The 13,839-nt window shown below is 49.7% G+C and carries 16 protein-coding genes; 8 read left to right on the plus strand and 8 right to left on the minus strand.

Going from position 1 to position 13,839, the window contains the following annotated elements:
• Nucleotides 1-36: 36 nt before the first annotated feature.
• From H8B09_RS12415 to H8B09_RS12430, 4 genes are all read left to right on the plus strand, one after another.
• Nucleotides 37-885, plus strand: coding sequence for a YitT family protein (locus tag H8B09_RS12415; protein ID WP_191203866.1), 849 nt, complete (start codon nucleotides 37-39; stop codon nucleotides 883-885).
• 136 nt (nucleotides 886-1,021) lie between these two features.
• Nucleotides 1,022-1,216: a hypothetical protein gene (locus tag H8B09_RS12420; protein ID WP_191203867.1), complete on the plus strand. Its 195-nt coding sequence runs from the start codon at nucleotides 1,022-1,024 to the stop codon at nucleotides 1,214-1,216.
• A gap of 236 nt (nucleotides 1,217-1,452) precedes the next feature.
• On the plus strand, nucleotides 1,453-2,640 hold the full coding sequence (locus H8B09_RS12425; RefSeq protein WP_191203868.1) for a putative glycoside hydrolase: 1,188 nt from the start codon (nucleotides 1,453-1,455) through the stop codon (nucleotides 2,638-2,640).
• A 166-nt stretch (nucleotides 2,641-2,806) separates the two neighbouring features.
• Nucleotides 2,807-3,259 (plus strand): peroxiredoxin, encoded by a 453-nt coding sequence (locus tag H8B09_RS12430; RefSeq protein WP_191203869.1) that lies wholly within the window; start codon nucleotides 2,807-2,809, stop codon nucleotides 3,257-3,259.
• Nucleotides 3,260-3,351: 92 nt separating this feature from the next.
• Here H8B09_RS12430 and pfkA read toward each other — a convergent pair whose 3' ends face one another.
• Genes pfkA through H8B09_RS12445 form a run of 3 tightly spaced genes read right to left on the minus strand, consistent with a single transcriptional unit; the run spans nucleotide 3,352 to nucleotide 5,770 of the window.
• The gene (pfkA, locus tag H8B09_RS12435) at nucleotides 3,352-4,320 is read right to left on the minus strand and encodes a 6-phosphofructokinase (RefSeq protein ID WP_191203870.1); all 969 of its coding nucleotides are present in this window, start codon (nucleotides 4,318-4,320) and stop codon (nucleotides 3,352-3,354) included.
• 19 nt (nucleotides 4,321-4,339) lie between these two features.
• Nucleotides 4,340-5,419, minus strand: a complete 1,080-nt coding sequence (locus H8B09_RS12440) for a tetraprenyl-beta-curcumene synthase family protein (protein WP_224753557.1) — start codon at nucleotides 5,417-5,419, stop codon at nucleotides 4,340-4,342.
• Nucleotides 5,420-5,452: 33 nt separating this feature from the next.
• Nucleotides 5,453-5,770: a hypothetical protein gene (locus H8B09_RS12445; RefSeq protein ID WP_191203871.1), complete on the minus strand. Its 318-nt coding sequence runs from the start codon at nucleotides 5,768-5,770 to the stop codon at nucleotides 5,453-5,455.
• A gap of 157 nt (nucleotides 5,771-5,927) precedes the next feature.
• On the opposite strand from H8B09_RS12445, the gene H8B09_RS12450 reads away from it, so the two are divergent.
• Nucleotides 5,928-7,127, plus strand: a complete 1,200-nt coding sequence (locus H8B09_RS12450; RefSeq protein WP_191203872.1) for an MFS transporter — start codon at nucleotides 5,928-5,930, stop codon at nucleotides 7,125-7,127.
• Nucleotides 7,128-7,208: 81 nt separating this feature from the next.
• Here the strand turns inward: H8B09_RS12450 and H8B09_RS12455 are convergent, their stop codons facing one another.
• The 3 genes from H8B09_RS12455 to H8B09_RS12465 form a co-directional block, all read right to left on the minus strand.
• On the minus strand, nucleotides 7,209-8,003 hold the full coding sequence (locus H8B09_RS12455) for an alpha/beta hydrolase (RefSeq protein ID WP_191203873.1): 795 nt from the start codon (nucleotides 8,001-8,003) through the stop codon (nucleotides 7,209-7,211).
• Nucleotides 8,004-8,191: 188 nt separating this feature from the next.
• The gene (locus tag H8B09_RS12460) at nucleotides 8,192-8,389 is read right to left on the minus strand and encodes a cold shock domain-containing protein (RefSeq protein WP_110045060.1); all 198 of its coding nucleotides are present in this window, start codon (nucleotides 8,387-8,389) and stop codon (nucleotides 8,192-8,194) included.
• A 75-nt stretch (nucleotides 8,390-8,464) separates the two neighbouring features.
• Nucleotides 8,465-9,172 (minus strand): class I SAM-dependent methyltransferase, encoded by a 708-nt coding sequence (locus H8B09_RS12465; protein ID WP_191203874.1) that lies wholly within the window; start codon nucleotides 9,170-9,172, stop codon nucleotides 8,465-8,467.
• A 160-nt stretch (nucleotides 9,173-9,332) separates the two neighbouring features.
• Here H8B09_RS12465 and H8B09_RS12470 point away from each other — a divergent pair, with 160 nt between their 5' ends.
• From H8B09_RS12470 to pepF, 3 genes are all read left to right on the plus strand, one after another.
• Complete coding sequence (locus tag H8B09_RS12470; RefSeq protein ID WP_191203875.1) at nucleotides 9,333-9,566, plus strand: hypothetical protein; 234 nt, start codon at nucleotides 9,333-9,335, stop codon at nucleotides 9,564-9,566.
• A gap of 101 nt (nucleotides 9,567-9,667) precedes the next feature.
• Complete coding sequence (locus H8B09_RS12475; protein WP_191203876.1) at nucleotides 9,668-9,847, plus strand: hypothetical protein; 180 nt, start codon at nucleotides 9,668-9,670, stop codon at nucleotides 9,845-9,847.
• 239 nt (nucleotides 9,848-10,086) lie between these two features.
• Entirely contained in the window at nucleotides 10,087-11,877 is a 1,791-nt protein-coding gene (pepF, locus tag H8B09_RS12480) for an oligoendopeptidase F (protein ID WP_191204506.1), read from the plus strand.
• Between the two features lie 75 nt (nucleotides 11,878-11,952).
• On the opposite strand, the gene H8B09_RS12485 is transcribed toward pepF, so the two are convergent.
• Both H8B09_RS12485 and H8B09_RS12490 read right to left on the minus strand, forming a co-directional pair.
• A complete protein-coding gene (locus H8B09_RS12485; RefSeq protein ID WP_191203877.1) occupies nucleotides 11,953-13,263 on the minus strand; it encodes a DUF4179 domain-containing protein in 1,311 nt (436 codons plus the stop codon).
• Nucleotides 13,190-13,795 (minus strand): sigma-70 family RNA polymerase sigma factor, encoded by a 606-nt coding sequence (locus H8B09_RS12490; protein ID WP_191203878.1) that lies wholly within the window; start codon nucleotides 13,793-13,795, stop codon nucleotides 13,190-13,192. The genes H8B09_RS12485 and H8B09_RS12490 overlap by 74 nt, the downstream gene beginning before the upstream one ends.
• Nucleotides 13,796-13,839 lie beyond the last annotated feature (44 nt).

The following is a 13,839-nucleotide window of genomic DNA, read 5'->3' on the forward strand; positions in this document are numbered from 1 at the left end:
GCGTTGCCTGTTCCAAGGAAGGAGCTGACTTAAGCTATGCCATTCAATGTGCATTCTGCTGTCCGGCAGCTTGCCACTGTACTGCTGACGCTTGTCAGTGCGGTTCTCGTTGCGATTGGATTCAATCTGCTGCTCATCCCCCATCAACTGCTCAGCGGCGGCATCTCCGGCATCTCCATGATGATCGGTTATATATTCGGCGGCAACATCAGCTGGCTGTACTTCGTCCTGAATGTCCCTGTTCTTATTTGGGGTTGGATGATGCTAGGGCGTCGTTTCGTGCTGCTCAGCATGCTGGCTGTTGTCGGTACGACCATTGCGCTGCAGTTCGTTCCCGTGAAACAACTTGCCGATGATATCGTGCTCGCTTCTGTCTTCGGGGGTCTTACAGTCGGCTTCGGAAGCGGTCTTGCGCTGCGCTATGGCGGCTCATCTGGGGGCTTCGATATTATCGCCTCTATTCTATCCCGCAAAAGGGATCTGCCGATCGGGATGATCATCTTCGTTCTTAACGGCGCCGTTATTGCTGCACTAGCGTTATTCACACATGATCCGGACATTGCGCTCTACTCGTTAATCTCGATTTTTACAGCGGGTAAAGTCGTGGATCTCATCCATGTCCGGCATATCAAGATAACTGCGTTCATCGTGACGAAGGAAAGCGATCGGATTCTAGCCAAAATGCTTGAGCATAAGCGCGGCATTACGATCATCCGAACCCGCGGGGCATTTACCGCTAATGAACAGGACATGCTTATGACCGTCACGACGCGGTATGAACTTGCCGAGCTTCGCAAAACCGTGCTGTCGCTCGATCCGAAAGCGTTCGTTAACATTGTTGAAACCGTAGGCATTATCGGGCAGTTTTATAAACCGCTTCCATAATGCGGGCATGAATGGATTTTCATGGAATCGACTATTCATTTACAATCGGCACTGTTATAATAAGGCTATCCCGTGGTTTTTGCGTTTCTAGCCTGATGTTTTGCCCTGAACATGACTAATGAAAGGGTGATGCCAGATGGATATGGAAACAGTCAAATTGTCGAGGATAGTGGAAAAACTGGCACCTGAACTCGAACCTTTCCTTACAGAACGAGAACGTCAACTGAACATCGTGCTGCGGGATGGTCTCTCTGTACTGGAACCGGAAGATGCAATGGAGATTGTGCAGCTTAGTATTTGTGAACAGCAAAGAGACGTAAGTCTGCATTGACGGTTGAAGGTTTAAGATTGTTGCAAGCAAGAAGCGGACTCCCGCTTCCTAAAGCCTGTCGCCTAAACGGCGGCAGGCTTTTCTTCTATTTGAAATGCCTGACATAACACAGCTGCGTCACACGACGCGTATCTCCAATTTTCATTTATTTTCTTCAAAAATCGATCCTTAGACGTCTGTCGCTCGTCCTCATTCTGCTTTATAATCAGAATGATTACACACGGGGAGAGAACACAATGGACATCTTGCTCACAGTTATTTTATTGCTTAACCACTTATTGACCGGCACGAACGAACAGAGCGTTGCGGCGAACACCGTCGTCAAAGCAGTAACGCAAACGAAAGAAACTACCCCCCCTGGCAGTACCACTGAAACTAACGGAGACAAGACCGACCAGCAGTCCAATGTGTTCGTCAAGAAGGATCCTCAGCCAGATGCACCGAAAGTAAAGGGTATCTATGTAACCGCTCACAGTGCAGGCGGCTCACGAATGAGCAAGCTGCTTGATTTGTTGGATCGCACCGAATTGAACAGCATGGTTATCGACATCAAGGATGACAATGGGTATATTACGTACCCGACCGACAATCAAGAGCTTCTCAAGCTCGGAACGTCGCAGAAGTACATCAGAGACATATCCGCTACTATGGATTTACTGGAGCAGCACAAGGTGTACCCGATCGCACGTGTCGTCGTGTTCAAGGATACGGTGCTCGCCCGCAAGCATCCGGAGCTATCCTATCGTAAGTCTGATGGTACCGTATGGGAGAATGGCAAGGGCGACAGCTTCGTTAACCCGTACCGCCGCGAGGTATGGGAGTATAACGTAGAGATCGCGAAGGAAGCCGCCAAGCTCGGCTTCAAGGAGATACAATTCGACTATGTTCGTTTCCCAGAAGGATTCGAGAAGAAAGAAGACTCTCTCAAGTTCGATAAGACAGATGAGAAGCGGACAGAAGTTATCGCCGACTTCGTCCAATATGCACGCGAACAACTCGAACCGCTTGGCGTCCGCGTCTCGGTTGATATTTTCGGCTATGCAGCATCCGTTCCAGCTGCAGAGGGCATCGGTCAAGACTTTGTGAAAATTTCGAAGCAGGTCAACGTGATCAGCCCGATGATCTATCCGAGCCATTACAGCACAGGCTGGTTTAAAGTCAAGGAACCGGATACGAATCCATATGCCGTAATTAAAGGCGCGATGGAAGATACGCATAAGAAGCTTCAACCGCTTGGCTCATATACCCCAGCTATTAGGCCTTGGATCCAAGATTTTACCGCAAGCTGGCTTGGCAAAGGGCATTACATTAAATACGGCAAAGCAGAAGTTGATGCGCAGCTGAAGGCGCTGAAAGATACGAATATCGAGGAATACCTGCTCTGGAATGCGAATAACAACTATACCGGAGATGCGAATTTCTAAAGCTTACAGCCATTATTCATTGATGAAATGACGAAGCCCGTGGACAATAGGTTCCACGGGCTTCGTTGTTGTTCAACGTAGACCATCAGTGAAAACCAATTGTGTCCTTTAATTAAATAGTATACAATATAATTGGATAAAATATAAAAAGAAGAGGAGTTTGAACATGCTGACCGTTGGCACGAAAGCACCCTTATTCGAAGCAGATAGCACGCAAGGGACTATTAATCTCGCACAGTACGTCGGCAAACAGCCGATCGTGCTCATTTTCTACCCGATGGATGAAACGCCTGGATGCACGAAGCAGTTGTGTGCAGTACGTGACTCGCGTGCGCTCTATGCGCGCCACAATGCCATTGTCCTTGGCGTTAATCCCGCTTCGCTGGAGCATCACCGCCAGTTTGCCGAGAAGCATAACTATGACTTCCCCCTAGTAGTAGATGACGGCGGCGATATTCGCAAATCGTATGGTGTTGGCAAATTCCTTGGTCTCATTGCGCAGCAGCGCGTCGTCTTTATTATTGATCAGGAAGGAAAGATCGTCTTCGCAGAGAAAGGCCTTCGCCCGACCGAGGAAATTCTCGGCGTCCTTCAGTCCCTGTCACCCACCGCACAATGAAACGATGTCTTCAAACAACAAGAGCCTTATGCCTGCTCGGCGTCCTATTACGGACGAGATGCAGTGCATAAGGCTCTCTTCATAACTTGCGTTTATTGCGACAGGCGAAGCGCCAGTTCGTACAGATCCATGTTAAACGATTTCTTCGTGCTAACAACTTTATCGATATCCGTAGCGACGAGCTCGCCTTTAATAATACCGCACGACTTACCCGATTCGCCCTCGATCAACTGGCGAACCGCGAAGTCGCCCAGACGGCTAGCGAGAATCCGGTCGTTATGCGTTGGCGTGCCGCCACGTTGAATATGACCAAGTACAGTGACACGCGGTTCGATTCCGTTGTTCTTCGTAATTGCTTCTGCAATATCATCGCCTTTCGCTGCACCCTCTGCAACGACGATAATACTGTGGCGCTTACCATGACGGAAGTTGTCCGCCATCCGGTTCGAAACTTCTGCCAGGTCAAATGGAACTTCCGGCACGAGAATCGTCTCTGCACCGCTTGCTAGACCCGCGTACAGCGCGATGTCGCCGCAATGACGACCCATAACTTCAACGATCGACGAGCGCTCATGCGACGTCATCGTGTCACGCAGCTTGTTGATCGCATCTACAACGATGCTGACAGCAGTATCGAAGCCGATCGTGAAATCCGTGAACGGAATATCGTTATCGATCGTTCCTGGCAGACCCATCGTTTTGATACCGAGCTTGCTCAATTTGTTCGCACCTTGGTACGAGCCGTCGCCGCCGATAACAACGAGACCGTCGATACCGCGCTCACGGAGAATTTCAGCACCGCGCTGTTGGCCTTCAGCTGTCACAAACTCTTTACAACGAGCTGTCTGCAGCACCGTACCTCCGCGTTGAATAATATCGCCCACGCTGCGCAGATCCATTGGACGCAGATCGTTGTTCAGCAAACCTTGGTATCCGCGCTGGACGCCATATACATCGATTCCGTGGAAAATTGCGCTTCGCACAACGGCACGCACCGCGGCGTTCATCCCTTGCGAATCGCCTCCACTCGTAAGGACGGCAATCGATTTAACAGCTGACATATTCGTCTCCCCCTATCACTTATGCTTGTCTTGTTCGAATCCAAATACTATTCATATAAAAAAACAATCGGGTCCAAGGACTGTTCCGCATGAGCTTACGCGCAACGAGCCTCACATCCCGTTGGTTTCTAACTTTTGGATCGGACAGGTATAGCGCCAACAGCCCTTCTATGATCAGGCGATGAAAGCCGGCGTCCGGCAATCGTCCCACGTCTTCACGTGCACGTTCCACGATAAGAACAATTCGGGATAACAGCGTCTCCTGGTCCGGATAATACGTACAGAAATTCAAGTCGCCGCCATGTCGGTCTTCTTCCTGATCGATTAAGTAATCGAGCATAATATGAAGTCCGCATACGTGCGGAAAATAGCTATTGCGAATAAGCTGCGCATCCTCAGGTCTCAAATCTTCCATGGAAGCAGCGAGAAACAGCATAAACATGCCCAGCGTAGAGCCTGTTGCTGCTGCGAACTCATTCCATTGCAGATGGGGACTGAGCGCACCATTCCGATCCCGCCAAGCGATAAGCTCATCTTCACGAAGATCGATTCGAATATGCTTATATACTTGCAAGTCGGCGTAGAGTCCGACGAGCTCTGTTACATAGTGCTGCACACACGAATATGATGGCAGCTGTCTAATTGCCTGCTGGCATGTACGGACGAGCGCTGGCAGATAGCCGCCGTCCTCGCGCTCTGCTCGATGAGCATAATAGTCGCGAATGGGACCGCTAGGATCAATGGCATCCAGCATCGACTGATGCAGCAGACGGAAGTCGTCCGGATCAAGCGAAGTGCTCCGGTCGCATAGGTTATCCAAATAATCGCTGATCGTTTGAAGCGCAACGATTAAGGAGATTAGTATGGGCCGATAGGCAGCATTCGCTGCTGCATAGATGGCGCCGCCTTCACAATGAAACTGCTTAGTCGCTATGCTTGCAAGCGCTTGTTCCCGCAGTTCTTGATCAGGAATGGTCGCTGCATGCTGCTTCCAGCCTGCAAGCTCCTTCCGAACGTCAGGCAGCACATATTTGTACACTTGAAACATCATGTGAAGCGCGCCGCCCGGCTTGGCAGCACGTTTGCGTGTAGCCGGCATGTCCTTGCTTGGCGCCCCCTTTATTCCGATCCGTCAGGAATGACGCCGCGATTCAATCTCTTGATTGATGCGGTACCAAATATGTAAATCGTTAATCCGGCTGGCGAGCTCGGCAATATCGTAATTAAGCGAACAGCTGACTTCGAAATCGTCTTCTTCGTACAGCTGGGCTTGCCGGGTTTGAATTTGCTGCTCGAATGCGATTATACGGTCAGGGATCGTGCCGCGGATCGTCTCCCATTGTTCGACGATGCGCACCCGCTCCGACTCGGCATAATCATCCCAGTCGTAGTCGAGAACCGGCAGCGAGATACCAAGACGATTGTTCCATACGAATTGATAATTGTTCATCTCCTGCAATCCTCCGCCCTCAATTTTATCATTTTGGATGACATAAATCTAGCCTTGTACCTTTCATAGACATTCCCCCGTCTATCGCTAAGCTGTGATATACTGAGGGACGAATATAAGACCCTACTCGCAGACTCCAAGGAGTGAGCCCTTCAACATGTCCGTAACATCGTCATCGCCGCAGCGAGCCGCCATTCGTCCCAGCTCAGCCGCCAAAGAAACGACAGCGCTGCGGTCATTCACATTCGCAGCTTATGCTACGCAGGCGCTCGTCGTATCCTATTTCCCGCTTTATTTTCTAGACCATGGATTCTCCAGCCAACAGATCGGCATTATCTATTCGACCGGCCCGTTCATCTCAATCTTTGCAAATCTATTGATGGGCATGGCCAGTGATAGATACCGTACGATCAAGAAGCTTCTCCATATTCTATTGTTCGGCCAGCTCGTCATGGTTTCGCTGCTGTTCCCGATCGATACCTTTGCACTTACTTGTCTGGTCATGATCTGCTTCTATTTCTTCCAGACGCCGATTAACCCGCTAAGCGATAGCCTGTTCCTGCTATCCAGCACTTATACAGGCACACCCTACGCGTTAATCCGAATATTCGGTTCACTTGGCTTTGCGGTATCTGCCTACTTGTTCGGTTTAATATTGAAACATACAGGTTCAGAATATACGCTTCCCCTCGCACTAGCAACGATAGGCATCACACTTATACTTACGTTTTTATTGCGAGACTATCAAGGCTCTATGCGTAAAATGGAGTTTTCCGGCTTTTTCAAATTGCTGCGGAAACCAAACGTCGTTGCTTTCTTCTCCATCCTGCTCGTCATCTCGACCGCTCACCGAATGTACGAGGGATTCTTGGCCGTTACGCTGCGCCAGATGGGCGCGTCGGATTCTCTCGTAGGTCTAGCGTGGATGCTCTCGGCATGCAGTGAAATTCCGATCTTCTTCCTGCTTGGCAAGTATGGACACAAGTTTAAGGAGCTGCCGTTGCTCTTCCTTGCCAGCTTATTGTATGGTGTAAGGCTGCTGCTCGTTGCAGAGATGTCGGAGCCCTGGATGGTCGTCATCACGCAATTAATGCACAGCATTACGTTCGGCATCTTCTTCTCTACCGCCCTGCGTTATATTACACAGATGATTCCGGATGATTACCGTTCCTCCGGTCAAGCCGTATTCGCCATTGTGTGGAACGGAATCTCCGGCGTAATCAGCGGTTTGTTCGGCGGTATCGTGTATGGCATGTTCGGACGCGAAGCGTTCTTCCTGCTTGCTGCCGGCCTTGCGGGCCTTGCAGCCATCGGCTTTATTGCAAAACACTACGTCGAGAATCGGCATTCGGTGTAAAACGAACAAAAGGGTAGTTCTCAAGCCGCGCATGCGGCATGAGGACTACCCTTCTTCTATGAACAGAGATAATGATACAGACTAGAAGCCTTGCTTAAGCAGCCATTCCGCACACAGCGGCATCCACGTGCGCGCCGACGGCTCCCATTCAGCCAACCCTATGCCATGACCGTGGCGCTCATAAACATGAAGCTCGAACGGCACCTTGTTGCGCCGCAGCGCTGTCGCGAATAGCAGTGCATTCTCCACGGGAACGGCATCGTCTTCCATCGTATGCCAGATGAACGTTGGCGGCGTTTCTGGTGTCACTTGCAGTTCATTGGACATGTGCTCGATGTCCGCATCCGTTGGATTCTCGCCTAGAAGGTTGCGACGCGATCCATCGTGACGGAATTCACCCATCGAGATGACCGGATAGCAAAGGATGGCTGCATCAGGCCGACTAGACACACGGTCGACTGGATCGTTCGCATCTGGTTGTCCTTGGTCGAAATGAGTAGCGGCAGTAGATACGAGATGGCCGCCCGCCGAAAAGCCAAGAATACCGATATGGTGCGGATCGATATTCCATTCCTTCGCATGCAGTTTTACATACCGAATCGCGCGCTGAGCATCTGTAAGAGGAACTGGATGGTGGTATGGCGCGAACCGATAGCGAAGCACGAAAGCAGAGAAGCCAAACTCATTCAGACGTTTGGCAATCGGTTCGCCTTCATGATCCGCTAGAAATTCATAGCCGCCGCCAGGGCAAACAATAACGGCTCCCCGCGGACGGTCAGACTCAACCAGATAAGGAGTCAGCGTTGGCTGATCGCTGTCTTGATCGCCCTGCGCGAATGGTGCGCCTTCAGGCCATAAGTATATGGTATTGCTCATCGAATAGGTACACTCCTTCATGATCTTATAATGCTAGTGTATCACCCGCTTGTTTAACCGGTCAAAAGCAAGTATCCATGATTGCGACACAGCATCGGGTGTAATGCAGAAATCATGCAAAAAAAGCTCCCTGCATGGCAGGGAGCCTCTTGTTCGTGCTAGGGCATCTATTATAAGAAGCTTTGATCTTATAATTTAATGACGTTAGCTGCTTGTGGACCGCGGTTACCGTCGGTGATGTCGAATTCTACTGCTTGGCCTTCGTCGAGGGTTTTGAAACCGTCGCCCGTGATTGCGGAGAAGTGAACGAATACATCTTCACCGTTCTCAACTTGGATGAAGCCATAGCCTTTTTCTGCGTTAAACCACTTAACTGTTCCTTTCAAATGAACAACCTCCTAAACTTAATCGCCGTATACGACGAATAATACCATTATACATGTACCGATGTTAAAATGCAATTAAACATTGATGACCAACATTTTGGACGAATTTGGGATGAATGGAAGGTGTGAGAGCGCCAGGCTCGGCACCGCTCCAGTACGGCTAATTGCAGCCAAAAGACTGTCCATATGCGGGTACGGCTCCCACCGTAGAGACATCAGCGGATAGATCTTTACCTGTCCGCCAGGACGACATACCCGAATCATGTCAAGCACCGCTCGTTCGTGGAATGAAGCATCAAATTGATCTGCATATAGGAACAGGAAATGACTGCACAAGACGATATCAAACGAATCATTCGCAAAAGGAAGCGCTGGCAATGCCCCTGCCGTATATCGGTCCTTCGCATCCGCTGCCGAGAAGTCGGCTGCGAACCGATGGAATGATTCCAATCGTCCGGCACGATGAAGATCAATATTGCCGTAATAACTCCAGTCGAATCGATGAGCCAGCAACCGCAGCTTCTCGGTCGACGTCTCGATCTCCTCTCTTGCATCAGCAAGCACAATCTCAGGCGCATACGCATATCGGGGATCAACCGCTTGTGCGGCAATCCCTCTGCTGCTGCAATCCGCCGTAAACGACGATGCGCCTCCTGCGATATCAAGAATGTGTTTGCCCTCTAATTGATCTGGCAAATCAAACATTCGCTTATATTCATCAAAACCTCTGCATGTTGCGGCAACGCCCGCTTGTTCATAAACCTCTTGTCGCTGTGTACTCATCTCTTCACGGCTCCTCTATTCTCGTCTCTTCTTATCCAGCGCCGGACGGTCAAGCCGCCGCACGTATTCCGGATACCTAATGTTACCATTACATTAGATTGATTTCCACCCTTAACTTTGGCTATGATGAATGCAAACCTGTGAGAGGGGTCAAGCACCCATGATAAAGAAGCATCAAATTTATAAAACCGATAATTACAACATGTTAACGGTGGAAGTACAAGGAAAAACGCTGGTCGTTCGCGAAATTTCGGATCAATGGGGCGAAGAATGCCACATCTTCGTCAGTCGTCCAGAGATGCTCCATTGGGCAACGAATCGGTTCCGCGCCGAAGATTTCGTCGGACGTGAAGATGAGCGTGATGCAATCCTGACTGCATTCCGCGAAGTGTAGCCGTATAACCTGCCATCTAGGAAGGAATTTCCTTTACCTGCGGCGAACATATCGGGTACAGCCTATGCATACAAGTCACTACGAGAGGATCCGGTTGACTGATGAACACTGAAGCATCCCTTATCTTCATCATCGCGGCGTTCGTACTCGGCGGGGTTATTCTTATGTATCGCAATTCATTATCTGCCCCGCTTCGGCGACCGTTGGCCATTACGGCAATCGTGTTTATTTTGTTTGCTTTCTTCCTCATTGTGTACAGCTTCACCACGATGGGCAGTTAGCTGAAGCTGACAGCATACAGTATGGATAGGAAGCTGGCTCTTACGGCATACTAGCGGCAAACTATGCCGCGAGGTGAATGCTATTGAGATGGCTTCCCGCTCTACTGTCTGTGCTGCTGCCAGCTACGTTAATTGGCGGCTCCGCTCCGCATGCGAAGGCTGGAGCTTCCTATGAAATGCCGAATCAAGCTGCAACCGGGCTGCTATGGAGGCCTTATTCTCAAATTAGGAGGAATACGATGACAAGCGTACCGAAGCGTGCTGAGACTGCTGTAGAATCCCGTTGGAAACTGGAGGATCTGTTCGCGGATCAACCTTCCTGGGACCGTGAATATGCCACTGCGAAGGAGCAAATTGGCAAGCTCGCTAACTTTGAAGGCAAGCTCGCTGATCCTGCCCAATTGAAAGCCTGCTTCGAGCTCGAGGATGAGCTTTCGCTGCATGTAGAACGCCTCTATGTTTATGCGAACATGAAGCATCATGAAGATACGGCAGAGCCAACGTTCCAGTCTCTATCCGAGAAATCGAAGAAGCTGAGCGTAGAATCCGGCGAAGCGATGTCCTATATTACGCCGGAGGTGCTGAGCCTGTCTGACGAACAGTTAGACGCGCTTATTAATAATGCTGACCTTGCGGTTTATCGCAAAACGCTTGAAGAAATGCGCCGGCAGAAAGCTCATATTTTGTCCAAAACAGAAGAAGCGCTTCTCGCTCAAGTCGGCAACATCAGCCAATCGGCGAACACGATCTACAGCATGCTGAACAATGCGGATATCAAATTCCCGAAAGTGAAGAACGAGGAAGGCGAAGAAGTCGAGCTGACGCAAGGGCGCTACATTCAATTCCTCGAGAGCAAAGACCGTGAAGTGCGCAAGAACGCTTTCACAGCGATGTACGATACATACGGCAAGCTTCGCAACACGATTGGTGCAACGCTGAACGCTAACGTTTCGAAGAACGTGTTCTACTCGCGCGCACGCAAATATCCTTCCGTCCTGGAAATGTCGCTGTTCGGCGACAACATTCCGAAGGAAGTGTACACGAACCTGATCGATACGATCCACAAGTCTCTTCCGCTTATGTACCGTTACATGGAGCTTCGCAAGAAACTTCTTGGCGTGGAAGAACTGCATATGTACGATTTGTTCGCTCCGCTTGTTGATGAGTTCAAGCTCGACATTACGTATGAGCAGGCCAAGTCAACGGTTAAAGATAGCTTGCAGCCGCTTGGCAGCGACTACTTGAACGTCTTGCAAGACGGCTTCGACAACGGCTGGATTGACGTATATGAGAACGAAGGCAAACGTAATGGTGCATACAGCTGGGGTGCGTACGGCACTCACCCATACGTTCTGCTCAACCATAAAGACAACTTGAACAGCATGTTCACGCTCACCCATGAGATGGGCCATGCGCTTCACTCCTACTATTCGGATTCGACTCAGAATTATCGTGATGCACAGTACACGATCTTCCTCGCAGAGGTTGCTTCTACGTTGAACGAAGCGCTGTTGATGGACTATCTGCTGAAGAAGTCGACGGATCCGAAGGAGAAAATGTACCTGCTCACCTACTATGCGGACCAGTTCCGTACGACGGTATTCCGTCAAACGATGTTCGCTGAGTTCGAGAAAATCGTTCATGAGCGTACAGAAGCGGGCGAATCGCTGACACCAGCCGATCTGTCCAAAATTTACTACGACCTCAACGTGCTTTACTACGGCAGCGGCATGGTCGTCGATAAGAATATCGAGATTGAATGGGCGCGTATTCCGCACTTCTACACAAGCTTCTACGTGTATAAATACGCAACTGGCTTCTCGGCTGCAACGAGCTTCGCGAAGCAAATTCTCGACGAAGGCCAGCCAGCCGTCGATCGTTACCTGGGCTTCTTGAAGAGCGGCGGCAGCGACTACTCGATCAACATCCTGAAGCGTGCTGGTGTTGATATGTCTACGCCAGAACCAATCGAACAAGCGATGGCCGTGTTCGAGGATCTGATCAGCCAGATGGAGCAGCTGACCAAATAATCCCTATGGGATGCAGCAATGAAAGCCCGAGCCAATTGCTGGCTCGGGCTTTTTTTGCACCCAATAAATAAGGGGTTATTCGTTCTTTTTAATAGGGACTGTAATGGTCTTGTTATAGGTTTTAATATAGTCGAACCCATCTACCATCAATTTCTCCGGCTTTACATCCGTATTAAACGAGTACGTCTGTTCCCACATGATGTTCCCGTTCTTCAAGTCCCAAGGCCGTGATTGCGTAATATTCGAGACAGGTACGGTAATGCCTCCTGCTTCAACAGCCAACGTGTCCGTATCCAGGAACGTAAATTGTTTGCGCGCAATTACGATATCGTAACCTGTTCCTGTTCTCGTAACGCTTCTAATCCACAGCTTCTCATTGCCGATAAGAATGGATCGATCGGATGGCGAAGCAAGCGAGATCGGCTCTTCTACTTTCTGATAGCCGCTGAAATTCTCGAGTACGATTTGCATGGACTCTACCTTATCTGTCGGTATGATATCATATTCAAGTTCGAATCCCGGCTTATCTCCCGTATTGCTCGATCTGCCTCCCCGAGCCCCCACCTCGGTTCCATTGACGTAAAGCTTCGTTTTCCCCATAAATCTCGGAAACTCGCCATTGTCCAATTCGTAATGCCCTTTAATAATCGTTGATGTTGGTGATGCCGTAATGGCATCATAATGTACGGTGCCTTGGTCGACAGGAACAGATGCTGTCAGCTTCTCTTTAATTATACTGTTCATTGCTTTATTCGCATCATATTTGAAGCTGATTGGATATAACAGCCTTTCTTTCCCCTTCCACTCATCGAAGGTAACCGTTAATGTCCTGGAGAATGGGCTGACGGGCCCGAATTTATATACACCCATGAAGCGCGTCCGATCATCGCTATAGTTTCCATATCCTTCTCTCACGTTAGAGTTGCCCTGAAAGCTATGCAGCTTATCTATGCCGAAACGAATACTCTCATCCACATTAAACACGGAACCCTCAGGCAAATCGACTGTATAGTACAGTAGCAATGCGTTATCGTCCGCAATGACCCCTTCAATCGTAATGACGGTTCCATCATCCAACGTTTTGCTTTTCTCCACTGTCTGGCCGTATCCATGATCCACTACATCGGAGAAGCTTAATGATGAAAGCTCCATACTGCTCAGCAGCTTGCCACCGTAATAAGCAAACGCAGGATACTGATACGTGCCAGCGAGCAGTACAACTGCCGCAGCTATTGCTGCAACCCATGCCACCGCTCTAGGTTTACTTTTCTTCTTCGTTGGAACTTGCTGCAGCGCATTCCGAAGCCTGTCCTCAAGTTCTGGCGGGGCCTGGATGATATTCATGTTCTGTTTGTGCTCCTGCAGCTTCTCCTCGATCGTTCGCATGACGATCACCTCCGATCACGGCTTTTAATCGCCCAATACCTTGTGAAATTCTCGACTTGATGGTGCCTAGCGGCGAGTCGGTCATCTCTGCGATCGTCTGATACGGTAGATCATGTACGTAACGCAGCTCGATAGCTTCCCGCTGCCGCGCGTTTAGATGAGAGAGCAGCTCCTCCATATCCATCTCAGACTCCGTATGACGAAACGGATCCTCATCCGTTAATGCAGCAATGGTTGGTTCTTGTTCGCCATCTCCGAATGGAAGAAATCGTTCTCTGCTGCGGAGTATGGTCTTGCAGCGATTGACCAGAATCGTCTTGCTCCAGCTGTAGAAAGACTCTCGATTCTTCAATTGATCCAGCTTCTCATACAGCTTCACGATCATGTCTTCCATCGCATCCATCGCATCGTGCTCGTTCTTCATATAGCTATAGGCAAGCCGATAATAGGCATCCTGCTGCGCTATAATTAACTGTAATAGTGCTTCCTTGTTGCCTCGTTGCGCTTGTTTGACTAGACGGCCGACGTCCATGTTCTCCCCCCTTTACATAGATAAGAGATTGTAGAGGCCATTAA

It is taken from the genome of Paenibacillus terricola (assembly GCF_014779765.1).
Taxonomy (GTDB): Bacteria; Bacillota; Bacilli; order Paenibacillales; family Paenibacillaceae; genus Paenibacillus_T; species Paenibacillus_T terricola.